Genomic DNA, 16157 nt, shown 5'->3' with positions numbered 1-16157 from the left:
AATATTCCCTCAGCCTTTTTTTGATGTCTATTATTGAGCGACAGCTACTAATTCTACTTCAATGTTTCCTTGCGTTGCTTTTGAGTATGGGCAAACGCCGTGTGCTTTATGAACAAGTTCATCAAGTGCAGATTGCTCAATTCCAGTTCCTTTTACTTCTAATTTAACACCTAGTTTGAAACCGCCGTCTGAACTGTCTTTGATTAAGCTTACATGTGCCGTTACTTCACTTTCAAAACGGATACGCTCTTGTCTTGCGACCATTTGAAGGGCTGAATCAAAACATGCAGAATAGCCCGCTGCGAATAATTGCTCTGGATTCGTTGCTTTCTCAAGCTTTTTCGCTCTTGGCGTTCCTGGCATTGCTACATCATGCTCTAGTACACCATCTGTTGACACAACCTTACCTTCTCTTCCTCCTACAGCTGATACCGTTGCAGTAAATAAAACTTCTGACATGAATATAACCCTCTTTCGCTCTATTAATATTTTCTACAATTGAATTGTACACAATCTAAATTCAAGAGTCAATGAAAAAAAAACACTCACTTTCATCTTTCCTCCATTTTTTATTTTTATGAATGTGCAACCTACGATGATTGAAGCGGTCAATAAAAAAAGCCCTTTAAAAAGGGCTTTTCAGATCGTGATATGCTGCGGATTCGGTTTTTCTAGCGTATGGTTTCTGTTATCGGGGTCGGCATTAGGTGATGTGATCCATAATGCCAAGATCGTGATGCTTGTACAGACGACTGCCCATTTTTTAAAATTCATATAAACAATCCCCTCTCTGAATATAGATACGAGCATGTTCCGCTTCCCCATAGAACATGGAAGATTTTTCATAATCCTCCATTTCATTATAATACTTTGCGGTGTCTAAAGCCAGCTCTTCTATATCTGGATATGCATAGGAAGATTCTAAAAAATGGAAAATCCGTTTAATATGCTCTGCATCTTGTCGTAAGTACAATGCTTCTAAAAAAATGGTCTTCTGAATATGAATGTCATCCTGCAGAGCTTCTGCTCGTTTCATACATTCTTCTCTGTAATATAATGCTTCATCGTTTTTACCTTGTTTGTATAAGATCTGAGCGGCTGTATAAAGAGGGTCTATCGATCGACGAAGATGATCAGATTGGTTTTGATCAAATAATGAGATGGATTCTTTCATTAAGTCGAGTGCGCGGTTCAAGTCTCCCATTCTGTAATAGCTGTTGCCCATATTAAACAAAGAAGAAGCAATAAAACGCACATTCTGAAAGTCTCTTGATCTTGCAAGTGCTCTTTCGAGATGTGGCAATGCCTTTTCATGCCTTCTCATATCATCATAATTACCGGCTACAATAAATTCACACTGAATGGTACGAAGCGCATATAGTTCGTGCTGAATATAGACATCCAGCGCTAGTTTGGCATGGTGCATCGAAATGTGTGTTTGTTTCATGTGATAATATATTTCTGACATTTTAAAATGAAATTCTGCACGTTCAATATCGTCGGATACAAAAGAAAGCTTGTGCTCTGCCTTTTGATAGGACGATATGGCAGCAATGTACTCTCTCCGGCCGAACTCATACATGCCTCTGAAGAAATGATAGTAATATTCAAGCATGCCTGTGACATGCGTTTGATGCTCATCTATTTCTTTCGAAAGCTCGGAAAAGTTGGCGCGAAGCTTTCCTTCCTTTAATGGCTTTAAATAATCGAGCATGACCTCATGCCTGAATTCCATTAAAGAAAAATAGAGAAGCAAATTCTGATCTTCTTCCATTGAATCAAGAGAGGTGCGAATTTCCTGCTTTAACTGTTCTGCTTGTTCTGAATCAAATCTGCGGATTAATTCATACCACTTGTTGATTTTCACTCCAATATCCGAAGAGGGAATGATTTTCGCCATACGTTGCCTTCTCCAATCTTCTCAAAATATAAAACATTACCATATTTTATCATACTTGACCGGAGAAATACAAAAATGAAAGGAAAAAGAGAGCCTTGTGCGATAAGACTCTCTTTTTGGATTGGTTATTCTCTTATTTGTCCTTGACCACGAATCACAAATTTTTCAGAGGTTAAGGCTGGCAGACCCATTGGTCCTCTAGCATGCAATTTTTGTGTGCTAATGCCGATTTCCGCTCCGTAGCCAAATTCAAAGCCATCTGTAAACCGGGTAGATGCATTATGATACACAGCAGCTGCGTCAACGGCTGTTAAGAAAAGTGCCGCATGCTGCTCGTTTTCCGTAATGATCGCTTCAGAATGCTTAGAGCTATACATTTGAATATGCTGTATCGCCTCTTCCATGGTCTTTACGGTTTTAATACTGACAATCGGCGCTAAAAATTCCGTTTCAAAATCAGTGGTCGTCGCTAAAGTGGCACTCGGTGCAAGTGCACATACTGCTTCATCGCCCCGTATCTCTACACCATGTGTCTGAAGTGCTTCAAAGAGCGAAGCGCCATGTTCTTTTGCCCACGTTTCATGAATGACAATGCTCTCAATGGCATTACAAACAGATGGTCTTTGTGTTTTCGCATTCAGAACAATTTGTTCAGCCATTTCTTTTTGGGCTGTTTCATCAATGTAAATATGACAATTCCCTGCACCCGTCTCAAGTACTGGAACAGTAGACTCTCTCACAACAAGATCAATTAAATGTTTCCCGCCGCGTGGAATAAGGACATCTAGATAGTCATTTAAAGTGAACAGGGTTTTAGCTGTCTCACGGCCTGTATCTTCAATCAATTGTACACTGTCTACTGGAATATCCGTTGGTTGCAGCGCTTCATGAATGACTTTCACAATCGCTTTATTACTATGAATGGCCGATGAACTTCCTCGAAGAATCACAGCATTTCCAGTTTTCAAGCAAAGAGTGGCCGCATCGACTGTCACGTTTGGTCTTGCTTCGTAAATCATACCAACCGTTCCAAGAGGCACACGTACTTTTTCAATGAAAAGCCCGTTTTCTTTTTGAATGGTTTCTAATGTTTCACCAATTGGGTCTTTGAGCTGAATGAGTTGATGCGTAGCGTCTGCAATCGCTTCAATTCTCTCTTCTGTTAATGTAATTCTGTCGATCACAGATGGCGTGAACTCTTTGTCTATAGCCGCCTGAACGTCCTTTTGGTTCTCGGCAATTAAATAAGCTGAAGATGCTTTTAATGCTTTTGCAATAGCGTCTAATGCAGCATTCTTTTGTTCAGTCGTTTTTAATAGCAGCTGATCTTTGGCTGCACTTGCCTTTTTTGCTTTTTCTAGAACTTCATTCATCGTTTTCCCTCCTCAGTTTTGTATGTGCTGAACCCAATGATCTCGGTGAATGACTTCAGGTTTTTCATGAGAAAGCTCATGACTTCGCATCCCTTTAATGCCAAGAAGCTCATCAGAATCATACAATGTTTGTCCTTTACCGACTAACCCGTTTGGACCAACGACTTCGACGACCTCTCCTTTAGAAAATTCACCAGCTACATCAATGACACCAGCTGGAAGAAGACTTCTTCCATTATGCAAAATCGCCGCCTCTGCCCCCGCATCAATCATGATCTTCCCAGAGACTGGTGAGTGGAATTGAATCCATTGGCGACGGTTATTGACTGATGATAAGTCTTGTTCACCAATATATGTGCCGTCCCCTTGACCAGCGAGAATGTGAAGAAGCTTGTCTTCTCCTGCACCTGTGCCAATGAAGACTTTAACGCCAAGGGAGAGAGCTGTTTGTGCAGCTGAAAGCTTAGATTTCATCCCGCCTGTTCCAACCTTTGAACCCGTACTCTTCGCATATGAGAACAATTCATCTGAAATGTGAGTCAGCACATCAAACCGCTTCGCATCAGGATTCTCACTTGGATTGGCATCATAAATTCCGTTGATATCTGTTAAAATGATCAATTGGTCTGCATGAATTAAGCCACTGACCAGTGCTGATAACATGTCATTATCACCAAAGGTAAGCTCCTCGATGGACACAGAATCATTTTCATTAATGATCGGTAAAATTTTTCTTTCGAGCAGTTCCATCATCGTTGCGTAAGCATTTCGATATCTTGTACGATCTGAAAAGTCATTACGTGTTAAAAGCATTTGTGCAGGCGTCATCTGAAACTGTGAAAATAGTTCTGTATATTTCTGCATTAACAAGCCTTGACCAACAGCAGCAGCAGCCTGCTTCCCTTTTAAGGTCACAGGTCTTGACGGATATCCTAAACTGCCAAATCCCGCCGCAACGGCACCTGACGAAATGAGAATGATTTCATGCCCTGCCTCTTTTAGCTTTGCGATGGCTTTGACATGATCCTGCATTTTGTGTTCATCAATGGCTCCCTTTTGCTCTGTTAATGAACTGCTACCAATTTTTATGACGATCCTTTGCTTTTTCATCATTGATTCCCTCCGCTATACCTTTCACCACATAAAAAATCCCTTTTTCTCCTTATGTAAAGGACGAAAAAGGGATTTTCCGTGGTACCACCTTCATTGAATAAGCATACGTCTGCTTATTCCACTCAACTCCTGTAACGCCAGGCATGCGCTTAGATTTTTCCTCTAAGGCTCAAAGGGTAGGTTCAGCAGCTGTCTGCGGCAAATGTTTCAGCATGTCATTTGCTCTCTTTTACACAGCAGGTCCTGCTTACTATTCCTTCTCAACGCTCGTTAATTTTTTTATATTATCACCAATTGCTTCAGAAAAGTCAAGCGGTCAATTAAACACAATCGTTTTATTCTCATGAACAATGATTCGATCTTCCAGATGCCATTTGACAGCTCGGGCAAGCACACTGCGCTCAATCGTGCGGCCAATATTTTTTAATGCCTCTGCATCATCTCTATGATCTACCCGCTCAATATCCTGTTCAATGATTGGCCCTTCGTCTAAATCATTTGTCACGTAATGAGAAGTCGCCCCAATCAGTTTAACCCCTCGCTCATATGCACGCTTGTAAGGGTTAGCCCCTATAAAAGCCGGCAGGAAGGAATGATGAATATTAATGATTTTGTTCGGGTGCTGTTCGATAAAGGCTGGCGTCAAAATTTGCATGTATCTAGCAAGCACAACCGCATCAATATCATATTCTTCTAATAATGCAAGCTGTTGTTTTTCTGCATCTTGGCGAATGTCTTTATTTGCTTTCACGAAGTGGAATGGAATGCCGAGTGCTTCGACTGTATCTTTTGCCGTTTCATGATTGCTGATGACAACCGCTATTTCAGCCATTAAATTACCGCTTTGCCATTCCCATAAAAGTTCATGTAAACAATGAAGCTCTTTGGACACAAAGATCGCCAGCTTTTTCAGATCACTTGCACGCGACATGCTCCATGTCATGTGAAATGATTGCGCAATTGGCTCAAAACTGCTTTTCAATTGATCTAAGTTGGCAGAAATGTCTTTCCAATCAAATTCAATTCTTAAAAAGAACCGGCCACTCTCATGATCTGTTGTGTATTGACTAGATTCAATGATGTTTGCTCCATGTTCAAATAAAAAAGTAGAAACAGCTGACACAATACCAGGCTGATCCGGGCAGCTGACTAAAAGCCTTCCTTTTTGCTCATGCTTTTGTCTGTGTAATTCAAGTTTCTCTGTAATCAATGTTCTCATGGCTTATGACCTCATTTACGTTTTTCATTCTAATGAAATATTATACTGGACTGGAAAGAGAAAAAGCAATTAAGTGGCGTATTTTTTATTGAATATTCATTCAATTCTGCACCTGGCGTGATATAATATGAATAGACCTTTTATCACAAAAGGAGTGATGGAGATGAAAAGCATGACTTTGTTTGGTAAAGTGAGCTTTTGGCTCGGCATCGTATGTCTAATCACGGGCATTTATCTATTTATGACCGGAGAAAGACTCATTCCTTTACTTACATTTGGTGTATGTTTTCTGCTTGTGAGTCAGCTTTACCGCAAAAATGAAAACGATTCCAATCATCATTCGATGTAGCAAAAAGGCTGGCACATGTTTGCCAGCCTTTTCTTATTCAATGATTTTCAACCCGACCGCTGCTGATAAAATGAGTGCGATAAAGAAAATACGTTTTGCGTCTTTCGACTCACCATAAAACATCATCCCAACAATCGCTCCTCCAGCTGCTCCGATTCCTGTCCAAATCGCATACGCCGTTCCCATCGGAATTGTATTCATCGCAAGAGACAGCATCAAAAAGGATAGCGAAAATCCAGCTGCTATGAAGAAAATCCATTTGACATGGCGATCTTTCTGGAATTGATTCATCATGGTGACACAAAGCATTTCTAAGATGCCTGCCCCAATGAGTAAAAGCCAGCTCACGATTCAGCCTCCCCTTTCTTTTCACCTGTGGTCAATTTGAGTCCTAATACACCGCTTAAAAGCACCATGATCAAAAGTAATTTTACTAGCTGTACCGGCTCACCCATGACCATCCCTACTATGACCGTACCGGCTGTTCCAAGTCCGGTGAAAACGGCGTAAAGTGTGCCAACTGGAAGTACAGTCGTGGCTTTCAGGAGTAAATAAAAGCTGACGACAATACAAACGATGGTTGCGCTCCATTCCAATATAGAGCCGGCATATTTCAACCCCATTACCCAGCCGACTTCAAATACGGCTGCAATCAAAACATTTCCCCATTTCATTCGATCTCTTCCTTTCTTACCGATTCCAAGCAATAAAAAAAGCCCGGAAATCGATCGTTTGATCAAATCTCCCGGGCTTTTATCCCTCCGTGTCCATACGGTCTATTGTCTAGACCCTATGTGTTTTCTCTCGGTCCAGACTGCGCTACCCGCACGGAACCCTAGAAAACCAATTCATGATAATCAGATCTAGCATACAGCCGATTCTGTATGAAAAAGTGTATCACACCCTGATATGCCGGTCTACCACTTTGCTTTTTCCCTTCAAATATACTTGTTCATTTTTCGAAAGAAAGTGGATGAAAGCGAAGTATACTAAATGTTAGAAAGAGGAACGACCACATCACTGATATAATAAAACAAGAGGTGGATCAAATGATGATGACCGACGAACAAAAACACGAATTTTATCAAGCACTTGTTGATAAAAATCCGCAATATGACGGCACGTTTTTTGCTGGTATTAAAACAACCGGCATCTTCTGCCATGCCACGTGCACTGCTAGAAAACCAAAATATGAGAACTGCGAGTTTTTCTTTACAGCAGAGGAGGCGCTGCTTGCAGGGTATCGGCCGTGTAAGCGATGCACGCCTTTAACATATCCTAACAGCATTCCAGAAGAAGTCAAAACACTTGTATCAGCAGTTGAAGAGAGCCCTGAGAAACGGTGGAAAGAAGAAGATTTTCGCCAATTAGGGATTCACTCTGCAACAGCTCGGAGAAAATTCAAAGAAATCTATGGAATGACCTTTGTTCAATATGCTAGATCACGCCGAATGGGGCTAGCGTTTAAAGAGATTCTGAACGGAAAAAAAGTCATTGATCAGCAAGTCACCTTCGGTTACGAGTCTTCCAGTGCCTTCAATGACGCCTTTACGAAAATCATGGGGAATCCACCCAAAAAGGCGCAAGTCAATATTTTGCATGCGAATTTTATTTCTACTCCGATTGGGCGGATGATGAGCATTTCAGATGCAACCCATGTGTATTTGCTTGAATTTATGGACAGGCGAGGATTAGAAAGAGAAATTGAGAACATCAGAAAAAAACATCATGCCCGTATTTTAGTTGGAGAAACAAACGTCCATCAGCAATTAGCAAAGGAATTGGCCTTATATTTTGACAAGAAACTCACGCAGTTTACTGTGCCACTTGCTATACATGGCACCCCTTTTCAGAAAAGGGTATGGGATCTTCTATTACAGATTCCGCCAGGCGAAACGAGATCGTATCGAGATCTTGCCATCATGCTTGGCGATCCCCATTTGGTTCGGGCAGTTGGAAATGCAAATGGTGCCAATCAGTTGGCCATCATCATTCCTTGTCACCGAGTCATTCAAACAAGCGGTGAACTTGGCGGATATGGCGGGGGAATCGAACGAAAGAAATATTTACTTCAGTTAGAACAGCGTCTATAAAAGAAAAAGCGGCTCTCCTTATGATTCAAGCGAGCCGCTTTTTCCGTCACGAGTAACACTGTAAACATCAATCATTTGATCCCATTTTGAAATGGTTTTTTCTTTTTTCATCCCCATTTTCATTGCGACCTTGACTGACGCTTCATTGTCAGGGCGAATTAAGCTGACCATTCGCCTCACCTTCATTTCGTCAAAACCATACGCAAGACAGCCTTTTGCAGCCTCAACAGCATATCCTTTTCCCCATGCCGATCTCTTTAGCATATAGCCAATTTCAAGCTCTGTTTGTCCTTCGACGTTTTGGAGAACAATACCGCTTTGTCCAAGTGGTTCTTTCGTTTCTTTTTCTTCAATGATCCACAGGGATGTATGGTACGTGCGGTCATTCTTTTGATTCCAAGCAATCCACTCTTTTGTCTGCTTTTCATCCTTTAGTGAAGGATAATACCTCATGACCTCTTCATCTTGGAACAGCTTTTCATATAAAAAAGGCGCATCGTCTTCATCCATTGTTCTCAGTCTGAGGCGCTCTGTTTCAAGCACGATCCGTGTTTGATGTGTCATTTGTTATCCCCCCTGCTTACTTGCTAAAAATATCTCCGAACAACCCATTTGAATCTGGGGCAAAGTAATGGAACCCCGCACCCGTTAAACTAGCAGCTAATGCGGTCCACATGATTAAACTGACCGTCATCCACACAGTGACTTGTTTTCTTTTCGTCCCGAAGCTCATACACATAAAAGCCGCTAAATGACTGCCAATGATAAAAGGACCAATAAGTGCCAGACCAGGGAGACCGTACCGTTCCCAAACCTTTCTGGCTTTCAGCTGTTTTTTCTCTCCTTTTTCATCATGTTTCTCCTCTTTCCTCTTCAGCCACCACGCTTTAAATCGGTCCACGAAGACGATGAGTAGCAAGACGGTAAGAAAGTTGCCGACGAATCCAATAACTGCCGTTGTCACAGGATGCAGACCACTTAAAATCCCCAGCGGAACGACACCAACCACTTCAAAGAAAGGTAAAGCAGCCAATATAAAAACGAGTACATACCCCCATACAATATCCAATCACAGAACCCCTTTTCATTTTTGTCCTCTTCTCATTGTAAAGAAAAATGTGATCCCATATCTACATTTTTTTAGAAAAAGAAAAGCACATCGCAAGAGATGTGCTCCAGATTGTTGACAAAGGGCTAAAATGAACTTGATTTTAGCCCTTTGTCTTCTTTTCAGCGTGATAGAAAACCTTTGCAGTCTAGGAAGGACGAGTACTGGCGCGGAGCGAATTTGACATTCGTGAGCACCAGCACGCAGGACTGACAAAGAATGCGAGGGTTTGTCTACACGCTGAAGCACATCGCAAGTGATGTGCTCTATCTACATTAAATGTTCATTTTTCTTGTTTGTTTTCTGTAAAAAAGCGATTGTGAGCAAGACTAAAATCACAATGGATACCAGACTTGGGAAAAGAAGCATGAGAGGCGATGTCCATCCAAGCCATTCGAATAGGAGCTGCGGTCCAAAGAAGATCAGCGGAATGAGCGACATCATATTCGCCTTTAATATGGCATTCAATAAGACAATACACAGCAGCAACAGAAGAATGACGCCCCATCTTTGGCTCGAGGTCAGCACAAGTAAAGGAGTACCAAGTTTTTGGTCCAATAATTTCACTGTGATCAAGGCTGTCATCTGAAAAACACCTAATATCCAAAAGTAAAAGAATGCCCTCCTGCTTGTTTGAAAGGCAGAAGCTCTAAACATCACAATGGTCATGATCACATTGGCCACTATGATTAGCGGATAACCAATAAGTGCATACCAAGAATACGATAAACTTTGACTGATGGCATCTGCTAACATCATGTAAAAAAGAGATCCAATTAAAAAAGCACTGACAAACGGAACCCAGTCTTTATGATTTCTAGAGAGCTCTTTCGCTAGCTCATCAGCAAAGCCCCGTGGATCTCCGCCAAATACATCTTCCCCTGTTTTCCCCTCTTTCTCAGCTTCGACAGCGTGTGTCGTTAATTCATCCATCACTTCGTCGATCTCGTCCTGATTTTTCCCTTTTGATATGAGATAGAGTTGTAGCTCTAATAAGATGTGTCTCGTTTCTTTTGTTACCATCTTCTCACTTCCCTTTATGTAATAATCGGTCTACATTCCCTGACAGCTCATTCCATCGCATGGTAAAATCCGTCAGCGCTTCTTCGCCTCTTTGTGTGAGCGTATAGTATTTCCTTTTCGGCCCGCTCGCCGATGCTTTTGTGGACGTATGAACCAGTTGTTCTTTTTGCATGCGCAGCAAGATCGGATAAATACTGCCTTCACTAATTTGATCAAACCCATAGTGAGCAAGCTTCTTTGTCATTTCATAGCCATAAATTTCACCTTCAGAAATAATCGACAGCAGGCATCCCTCTAAAATTCCTTTTAGCATTTGTGTTGATTGTGTCATCATTGATCCTCCGCTTTCAGTACCTTGCATGACAAGATAGTTTGATCTTACCACACACTATCTTGCCATGCAAGATACCGACTCAGAAAAAAATCACCGCTTAAAGGGTGATTTTTACGCCCAAGGCTTATCCGTCCCAAGTGCGTCAGCCAAAGCTTTACTATGCTTTCGGCGGCTTTTTCTTTCCTCTGCCCGCTGCTTCGCTGTTTGATGAAGCATGATTTCTTCCTCTGTTTCCGGCATGACTTGTGGAACTCGTTTTGGCTTCCCGTTTTCATCAAGCGAGACAAAGGTAAGAAATGAAGTTGCTGCGAGTCTGCGCTCTCCAGACATCAAGTTTTCCTTAATGACTTTGACGAATACTTCCATAGAAGATGTGCCGACCCATGTCACATAAGATTCTAAGCAGACGGACTCTTTCTGTCCAATCGGCTCTAAAAAATCAACTGAATCCATTGATGCGGTGACTGTTTCACTACGGCTGTGTCTTGCTGCCGAGATGGAAGCAATGTCATCTATATAACTCATTAATTTCCCGCCAAATAACGTTTGGTGGTTATTCGTATCGAGGGGGAATACCCTGCTGGTTTTCACAACTTTCGATTCCTTGCAGTATTTGAAATTTTCTTCACTCATCGTCATAGCTCCTTCTTGCTGTTTTCGTTGATGCGGAACGACTTTTATTAAACACTATTCTATTAGGTTTGTCTAAACTTTTTGCTTTAGTCTCTCATGAGAGATTTTCTTTCGGAAATGTTTCAACATTTACTAGAAGGAGGAATAATATAACTATCGATAAACAAGGAGGCCCTTTGATGGATTCTATGAAATCAGAGAAAGTGTATAAAACGCCGCAATGTATGAGTGAATATGATGATTTACAAGAAGTCCTCTTATGCAGTCCAATTTATATGGAAATTAAACAGATCATCAATGAAACCCAAAAGCATTTTGCAAGAGAAAATATTTCTCAAATCAAAGCCCTCACGCAGCATAAGCAATTCATCCAAACGCTGAAAAACCATCATGTCCGGCCTGTCCTTCTTCCTGCAAATGAACGTTTCCCTGAACAAGTCTTCACTCGGGATATTGGATTTACAATTGGACAGACTTTATTTGTTTCAAACATGGCAGCCCCTGTCAGACAAGGAGAAGAACATTCTTTAAAAGAATGGGCACAGACAAAAGGATGGACAACCATCACGCTGGATGATGGAACGATTGAAGGCGGCGATGTGCTTGTAGACCAAACCCGGGTATTTGTGGGGATCAGCAAAAGAACAAATCTAGCCGCCATACAGCAGCTCAAAAAAGAACTGCCGAATCACGACATCATTCCTATTCATCTTCCTTCTCACATTTTGCATCTTGATTGTGTGATGAATATCCTTTCTCATCATGAGATCTTGATTTACCCTGAAGCTTTTACGGAAAAGGATCTTCATATGCTCAAAAAGCATTATGATCTCATTGAAATAAGTGAGCAAGAGCAGTTCACACTTGGACCAAATGTATTGTCCATTGGACAGAAAAAAGTCATCAGCTTACCAATCAACCAAGAAACAAATGCTGCATTAACAGCCCACGGCTACACCGTCATTGAAGTAGATTTTTCAGAAATCATTAAATCCGGCGGCTCTTTTAGATGCTGTACATTACCTATTAGGCGGTCATAAAAGCCAAAAAGCCAGCTTGTCTACTCGCTGGCTTTTTAAATGCTTACCTTCTTCCCTCTATCTATTTCCTATCATATAAATGACAGGCCACTTCATGCCCTTCTTCGACTGCTTGTAATACTGGCTTTTTGTCCGCACATACATCCATTGCAGCAGGACATCTTGTCCGAAATACGCAGCCGCTTGGCGGATTCACTGGACTTGGAATTTCTCCCTTTAAAATAAACCGCTTGCGTTTATCTTCCACATCAGGATCTGGAATCGGGATAGCAGACAGCAATGCTTGTGTATATGGATGAAGCGGTGTTTTATATAAAGCATCACTGCTGGTCATCTCCACGAGATGTCCTAAGTACATGACACCGATTCGATCGCTAATATATTTGACCATCGATAAATCATGGGCAATAAATAAAAACGTCAATCCTTCTTCTTTTTGCAGTTTTTTCAGCAAATTCACGACTTGAGCTTGAACGGATACATCTAGTGCAGAAATCGGCTCATCTGCCACGATAAACTTTGGCGATAAGGCTAGTGCTCTAGCAATCCCTATTCTTTGCCTCTGACCTCCGCTGAATTCGTGAGGATAGCGTGTAGCAAAATCATGACTTAGCCCCACCGCTTCAAGCAGTTCCTTCACACGCTCGAGTCTTTTCTTTTGACTGCCATACAATTGGTGGATCTCCATCGGTTCTAGCATAATATCTTTTACAGAGAGCCTAGGATTTAAAGAAGAATACGGATCTTGAAACACCATTTGAATTTGCCTATTGAAATCAAATGATTCTCGGTTCGATAAGTGATGGAGACTTTTCCCTTCATACAAAGCCTCACCTTCTGTCGGGTCATAAAGCCGCATGAGCACTTTTCCAAGTGTAGATTTACCGCAGCCTGACTCACCAACAAGACCAAAGGTTTCGCCTTGTTTCAGCTGAAAGGTGACACCATCTAATGCTTTTAACGTTCTTCCTTTCGATAGATGAAAATGCTTTTTTAAGTTGTTGACTTGCAAAAGTGGTTCACTTCCCATCACATCTCCCCCTCTCAGCTTTCAAATACCGCCTTGTTCCTGCCCATTCCTGTTCATATGAAGTACCAGAAAGAGAAAGGAGTTCAATCTGTCTGCCCGTTTTAGGCGAGTGAAGCATCATGCCATCTCCAGCATACATCCCTACATGGCGAACTGCTCCCTTCCCATTGTCATTGGCAAAAAACATGAGATCACCTGGCGCCAAATGGTTTGATGCGACTGGAGTTCCTTGAACTGCTTGGTCACTTGCGTCTCTCGGTAATACACATCCACACGCTTTGTACATGCTGTAAACAAAACCCGAACAGTCGTAGCCATAGCTGCTCATGCCGCCCCACAAATATGACAGTCCAATAAATTGTTTTCCTATGGCTAAGGCATCCTTACCGCTCATAGAAGAAGGTGATGAAGCACGGCGCACATCTTCTTTTTTGATTTCTCTTCTTCCTACTGGAGTTAGAACATCAAAGGAATCGCTCGTTTCTTCAACAGGTGCTAGTTCTGTTAAAAAACTAACCTCCATATCCGGTGTTCCGTTTTGATATAAAACCGCTTTTTTCTGACAAACAATCAAGGGACTAGCAGGTGGTTCACTCTCTGATACTTCATTTAATTGCTCTACAGGGATATAACCTGGGTAGCCTTGCGGGTGTTTCCGGCTTGCCTGCTGCGGGATGACAACTTTCATCCAGCCATCTGTCTCCTCCAGCCCAATGACTCGTTCGCCAAGCAGTACTTGGGTTTGAATAAGGTTTTCTTCACATAAGGCCAATTTCTGTTCATATGTTTGCTGATCAATCCATTCTTTGATCTGGACGGAACTTTGAAGAACGTGTCGATCCATATCTCTCGGCGACTGCGGTGCTGTCCATATATTTGCGACTGGAACCTTTGATTCATATAACATCATAAGACCCCTTTCACTCCTTGAATGCCTAATCCATGATGCGGCGGAAAGAGAATATCTTTTCCTTGATAGACAATTCCTCCGTCTATTAAGTCCTCTTTGAGCATAAGCGGCGCATCAAAATCATAACGGGTAATATTCGGCTGGCTTGCAGCAAGATGAGCGGCTGCGGTAATCCCTAGTTTTGATTCGATCATACTGCCAACCATGCACTTGACGCCGCATGCTTCTGCTAAACTATTGATTTTCAGCGCTTTTTTGATACCGCCTGTTTTCATTAATTTTAAGTTGATGAGATCACAGCTTCTCGTTTCTAACACCTTGATGGCATCATGGAGGCTAAAAATACTTTCATCTGCCATAATCAATGTGTCTGTTGCTTCCGTCACCCGGCGCAGACCCTCGATGTCTTCTTTAGGCACTGGCTGCTCGACTAGTTCAATATCGAGTGCCTCCATTTTTCGAATGGCCACAATCGCTTCCTTCCATGTCCAGCCTTGGTTGGCGTCAAGCCTGATTTGAATATCCGGCCCGACTTTTTCTCGAATCCGTTTGATCCGCTGAATATCCGTATCTATATCATCTTTTCCCACTTTGATCTTTAAGGTACGAAAGCCTTCAGCTGCATATTGCTTCGCATCCTCTGCCATTTCTAGCGGACGGTTGACACTAACCGTGTAATCCGTTTCCAGCTGATCGCGATAACCACCAAGATATTGATAAAGCGGCAGGCCAGCCTGCTTCGCTAAACCATCGTAAATCGCCATATCTATTGCAGCCTTTGCACTCGTGTTTCCTACAAGTACACGGTCGATCGCTGAAAAGATTTGTTCATATTGTGACAATGAGGCCCCAATCAAGATCGGCCTCATCACAGCGCAAATAGCATAGTCGATGCTTTCCAGTGTTTCACCTGTAATGACCGATGTCGGCACTGCCTCTCCATAGCTGACATCACCTTGATCATAGGTGATGATCACAATAAGAGATGCGGCATCATACACCGTTCTTAATGCTGTTTTGAAAGGCTTCTTTAGCGGTACACTCGTTCTGCTTGTGTGAACATCTACGATTTTCATTTGATCGCCTCTTTCGCTGCAACACCTGGGGAAATATGCAGTTTTTTCCCTGTAGCATCTAATGTAGCCTGCACGCCGATTGGAATGGCGAAGTTTGGAGATGAATGACCGATCCGAAAGCCGCCAAGTGCAGGTTTCTGTTGCGGGACAATATACGTCTCCCATAGCTGATCGAGCGTTAACGACTGCTCTTTCTTTTTCGGCTCACATTGATGAAAATCACCAATGATAAATCCCGCCGCATCATGTAATTTTCCTGCAGATGCTAAGTGCTGCATCATTCGATCGATTTTATATGGTTCTTCGTCAATATCTTCTATCAATAAAAGCTTCCCCTTTGTATCAATTTCAAAAGGTGTACCAAGTGTCGTGACGATAAGGGCAAGATTTCCTCCGGTGATTTCGCCTGAAGTCGTGCCATGATAAAAAGTGTGAAGAGGTGACAGGTGGTTCGTATACGAAAAGGCTTTTGGAGTGAATAGCTGTAAAAAGGTATCCTTTGTATACGGATGAACCTCCTCAAGTCCCACATCAGAGGAGAGCATTGGACCATGAAAGGTGACAAGACCCGTCTGCTGCTGAATGGCTGTATGTAAAAACGTAATATCACTGTATCCCCAAAAGATTTTTGGGTTCCGGCGAATGAGGTCATAATCAATGGCTTCTGCAATTCTTCCTGTTCCGTATCCTCCGCAAGCACAAATCACTGCCTTCACGTCTGGATCTTGAAACATGTGATGAATATCTTCCACTCGTTCATGATCATGAGCTGCTAAATAACCATACCGGGAGTTGATATACTTCCCCTTTTTCACCTTTAGCCCTAAGCTTTCTAAAAAAGAAATACCTCTTGCTAATTTCAGCTCATCAGGCGGGCTTGCTGGTGCAATGATTCCCACTGTATCTCCTGTTTGAAGTGCCACTGGCAGCTGGTTCATGCCAATCCCCTCTTTCTC

The 16157-nt window shown here is 42.2% G+C and carries 20 protein-coding genes, 1 riboswitch and 1 other annotated feature; of the genes, 3 read left to right on the top strand and 17 right to left on the bottom strand.

Going from position 1 to position 16157, the window contains the following annotated elements; translation table 11 throughout:
• Window positions 1-30: 30 nt before the first annotated feature.
• From M2353_RS06520 to purU, 6 genes are all read right to left on the bottom strand, one after another.
• Window positions 31-459 (bottom strand): organic hydroperoxide resistance protein, encoded by a 429-nt coding sequence (locus M2353_RS06520; RefSeq protein WP_007498801.1) that lies wholly within the window; start codon window positions 457-459, stop codon window positions 31-33.
• Window positions 460-639: 180 nt separating this feature from the next.
• Complete coding sequence (locus tag M2353_RS06515) at window positions 640-774, bottom strand: hypothetical protein (protein WP_008346190.1); 135 nt, start codon at window positions 772-774, stop codon at window positions 640-642.
• A complete protein-coding gene (locus M2353_RS06510; protein ID WP_024719625.1) occupies window positions 764-1900 on the bottom strand; it encodes a Rap family tetratricopeptide repeat protein in 1137 nt (378 codons plus the stop codon). Before M2353_RS06510 ends, M2353_RS06515 begins: the two co-directional genes overlap by 11 nt.
• A gap of 125 nt (window positions 1901-2025) precedes the next feature.
• Window positions 2026-3273 carry a glutamate-5-semialdehyde dehydrogenase gene (locus tag M2353_RS06505; protein WP_081114173.1) on the bottom strand — a complete coding sequence of 416 codons (1248 nt, stop codon included), beginning with the start codon at window positions 3271-3273 and terminating at the stop codon, window positions 2026-2028.
• Window positions 3274-3285: 12 nt separating this feature from the next.
• Window positions 3286-4383 (bottom strand): glutamate 5-kinase, encoded by a 1098-nt coding sequence (gene proB, locus M2353_RS06500; RefSeq protein ID WP_029575424.1) that lies wholly within the window; start codon window positions 4381-4383, stop codon window positions 3286-3288.
• 56 nt (window positions 4384-4439) lie between these two features.
• Window positions 4440-4659, bottom strand: a binding site (T-box leader).
• Window positions 4660-4702: 43 nt separating this feature from the next.
• Window positions 4703-5605, bottom strand: coding sequence for a formyltetrahydrofolate deformylase (gene purU, locus M2353_RS06495; protein ID WP_007498809.1), 903 nt, complete (start codon window positions 5603-5605; stop codon window positions 4703-4705).
• 163 nt (window positions 5606-5768) lie between these two features.
• On the opposite strand from purU, the gene M2353_RS06490 reads away from it, so the two are divergent.
• Entirely contained in the window at window positions 5769-5954 is a 186-nt protein-coding gene (locus tag M2353_RS06490; protein ID WP_024719622.1) for a hypothetical protein, read from the top strand.
• A 33-nt stretch (window positions 5955-5987) separates the two neighbouring features.
• Here M2353_RS06490 and M2353_RS06485 read toward each other — a convergent pair whose 3' ends face one another.
• Together M2353_RS06485 and M2353_RS06480 are read right to left on the bottom strand one after the other, a co-directional pair.
• Entirely contained in the window at window positions 5988-6302 is a 315-nt protein-coding gene (locus M2353_RS06485; RefSeq protein ID WP_025207223.1) for a DMT family transporter, read from the bottom strand.
• Entirely contained in the window at window positions 6299-6628 is a 330-nt protein-coding gene (locus M2353_RS06480) for a DMT family transporter (protein ID WP_024719620.1), read from the bottom strand. The genes M2353_RS06485 and M2353_RS06480 overlap by 4 nt, the downstream gene beginning before the upstream one ends.
• A gap of 66 nt (window positions 6629-6694) precedes the next feature.
• Window positions 6695-6804: riboswitch (guanidine-I (ykkC/yxkD leader) on the bottom strand.
• A gap of 199 nt (window positions 6805-7003) precedes the next feature.
• Here M2353_RS06480 and M2353_RS06475 point away from each other — a divergent pair.
• Entirely contained in the window at window positions 7004-8047 is a 1044-nt protein-coding gene (locus tag M2353_RS06475) for a bifunctional transcriptional activator/DNA repair enzyme AdaA (protein ID WP_268373179.1), read from the top strand.
• Between the two features lie 18 nt (window positions 8048-8065).
• On the opposite strand, the gene M2353_RS06470 is transcribed toward M2353_RS06475, so the two are convergent.
• The 5 genes from M2353_RS06470 to M2353_RS06450 form a co-directional block, all read right to left on the bottom strand.
• Window positions 8066-8611 carry a GNAT family N-acetyltransferase gene (locus M2353_RS06470; RefSeq protein WP_284725158.1) on the bottom strand — a complete coding sequence of 182 codons (546 nt, stop codon included), beginning with the start codon at window positions 8609-8611 and terminating at the stop codon, window positions 8066-8068.
• 16 nt (window positions 8612-8627) lie between these two features.
• Complete coding sequence (locus tag M2353_RS06465; protein ID WP_007498817.1) at window positions 8628-9116, bottom strand: small multi-drug export protein; 489 nt, start codon at window positions 9114-9116, stop codon at window positions 8628-8630.
• Between the two features lie 309 nt (window positions 9117-9425).
• Window positions 9426-10178, bottom strand: coding sequence for an HAAS domain-containing protein (locus M2353_RS06460; protein ID WP_284725157.1), 753 nt, complete (start codon window positions 10176-10178; stop codon window positions 9426-9428).
• A 4-nt stretch (window positions 10179-10182) separates the two neighbouring features.
• Window positions 10183-10509, bottom strand: a complete 327-nt coding sequence (locus tag M2353_RS06455) for a PadR family transcriptional regulator (protein ID WP_284725156.1) — start codon at window positions 10507-10509, stop codon at window positions 10183-10185.
• Between the two features lie 114 nt (window positions 10510-10623).
• Window positions 10624-11145: an acyl-CoA thioesterase gene (locus M2353_RS06450; RefSeq protein WP_008346212.1), complete on the bottom strand. Its 522-nt coding sequence runs from the start codon at window positions 11143-11145 to the stop codon at window positions 10624-10626.
• Between the two features lie 179 nt (window positions 11146-11324).
• Between M2353_RS06450 and M2353_RS06445 the strand changes: the two genes are divergently transcribed.
• The gene (locus M2353_RS06445; RefSeq protein ID WP_056407837.1) at window positions 11325-12185 is read left to right on the top strand and encodes a dimethylarginine dimethylaminohydrolase family protein; all 861 of its coding nucleotides are present in this window, start codon (window positions 11325-11327) and stop codon (window positions 12183-12185) included.
• Window positions 12186-12246: 61 nt separating this feature from the next.
• Here the strand turns inward: M2353_RS06445 and M2353_RS06440 are convergent, their stop codons facing one another.
• From M2353_RS06440 to M2353_RS06425, 4 genes are read right to left on the bottom strand one after another with little or no spacing between them, the layout of a single operon-like run.
• Entirely contained in the window at window positions 12247-13215 is a 969-nt protein-coding gene (locus M2353_RS06440; RefSeq protein WP_008346217.1) for an ABC transporter ATP-binding protein, read from the bottom strand.
• Complete coding sequence (locus M2353_RS06435) at window positions 13205-14122, bottom strand: C40 family peptidase (protein ID WP_284725155.1); 918 nt, start codon at window positions 14120-14122, stop codon at window positions 13205-13207. The genes M2353_RS06440 and M2353_RS06435 overlap by 11 nt, the downstream gene beginning before the upstream one ends.
• Window positions 14122-15201: a dipeptide epimerase gene (locus tag M2353_RS06430; RefSeq protein WP_284725154.1), complete on the bottom strand. Its 1080-nt coding sequence runs from the start codon at window positions 15199-15201 to the stop codon at window positions 14122-14124. The genes M2353_RS06435 and M2353_RS06430 overlap by 1 nt, the downstream gene beginning before the upstream one ends.
• Complete coding sequence (locus M2353_RS06425) at window positions 15198-16139, bottom strand: S66 peptidase family protein (RefSeq protein ID WP_284725153.1); 942 nt, start codon at window positions 16137-16139, stop codon at window positions 15198-15200. Before M2353_RS06425 ends, M2353_RS06430 begins: the two co-directional genes overlap by 4 nt.
• Window positions 16140-16157: the final 18 nt, after the last annotated feature.

It is taken from the genome of Bacillus aerius, from assembly GCF_029894105.1.
GTDB lineage: Bacteria > Bacillota > Bacilli > Bacillales > Bacillaceae > Bacillus > Bacillus altitudinis.
This window is presented reverse-complemented; position numbering and strand designations above follow the sequence as displayed.

Excerpts from the sequence above, each read along its gene's own strand:
- M2353_RS06520 (WP_007498801.1), bottom strand. The coding sequence starts at position 459 with ATGTCAGAAGTTTTATTTACTGCAACGGTATCAGCTGTAGGAGGAAGA.
- M2353_RS06515 (WP_008346190.1), bottom strand. The coding sequence starts at position 774 with ATGAATTTTAAAAAATGGGCAGTCGTCTGTACAAGCATCACGATCTTG.
- M2353_RS06510 (WP_024719625.1), bottom strand. The coding sequence starts at position 1,900 with ATGGCGAAAATCATTCCCTCTTCGGATATTGGAGTGAAAATCAACAAG.
- M2353_RS06505 (WP_081114173.1), bottom strand. The coding sequence starts at position 3,273 with ATGAATGAAGTTCTAGAAAAAGCAAAAAAGGCAAGTGCAGCCAAAGAT.
- proB (WP_029575424.1), bottom strand. The coding sequence starts at position 4,383 with ATGAAAAAGCAAAGGATCGTCATAAAAATTGGTAGCAGTTCATTAACA.
- purU (WP_007498809.1), bottom strand. The coding sequence starts at position 5,605 with ATGAGAACATTGATTACAGAGAAACTTGAATTACACAGACAAAAGCAT.
- M2353_RS06490 (WP_024719622.1), top strand. The coding sequence starts at position 5,769 with ATGAAAAGCATGACTTTGTTTGGTAAAGTGAGCTTTTGGCTCGGCATC.
- M2353_RS06480 (WP_024719620.1), bottom strand. The coding sequence starts at position 6,628 with ATGAAATGGGGAAATGTTTTGATTGCAGCCGTATTTGAAGTCGGCTGG.
- M2353_RS06475 (WP_268373179.1), top strand. The coding sequence starts at position 7,004 with ATGATGATGACCGACGAACAAAAACACGAATTTTATCAAGCACTTGTT.
- M2353_RS06470 (WP_284725158.1), bottom strand. The coding sequence starts at position 8,611 with ATGACACATCAAACACGGATCGTGCTTGAAACAGAGCGCCTCAGACTG.
- M2353_RS06460 (WP_284725157.1), bottom strand. The coding sequence starts at position 10,178 with ATGGTAACAAAAGAAACGAGACACATCTTATTAGAGCTACAACTCTAT.
- M2353_RS06455 (WP_284725156.1), bottom strand. The coding sequence starts at position 10,509 with ATGACACAATCAACACAAATGCTAAAAGGAATTTTAGAGGGATGCCTG.
- M2353_RS06450 (WP_008346212.1), bottom strand. The coding sequence starts at position 11,145 with ATGAGTGAAGAAAATTTCAAATACTGCAAGGAATCGAAAGTTGTGAAA.
- M2353_RS06445 (WP_056407837.1), top strand. The coding sequence starts at position 11,325 with ATGGATTCTATGAAATCAGAGAAAGTGTATAAAACGCCGCAATGTATG.
- M2353_RS06440 (WP_008346217.1), bottom strand. The coding sequence starts at position 13,215 with ATGGGAAGTGAACCACTTTTGCAAGTCAACAACTTAAAAAAGCATTTT.
- M2353_RS06435 (WP_284725155.1), bottom strand. The coding sequence starts at position 14,122 with ATGTTATATGAATCAAAGGTTCCAGTCGCAAATATATGGACAGCACCG.
- M2353_RS06430 (WP_284725154.1), bottom strand. The coding sequence starts at position 15,201 with ATGAAAATCGTAGATGTTCACACAAGCAGAACGAGTGTACCGCTAAAG.
- M2353_RS06425 (WP_284725153.1), bottom strand. The coding sequence starts at position 16,139 with ATGAACCAGCTGCCAGTGGCACTTCAAACAGGAGATACAGTGGGAATC.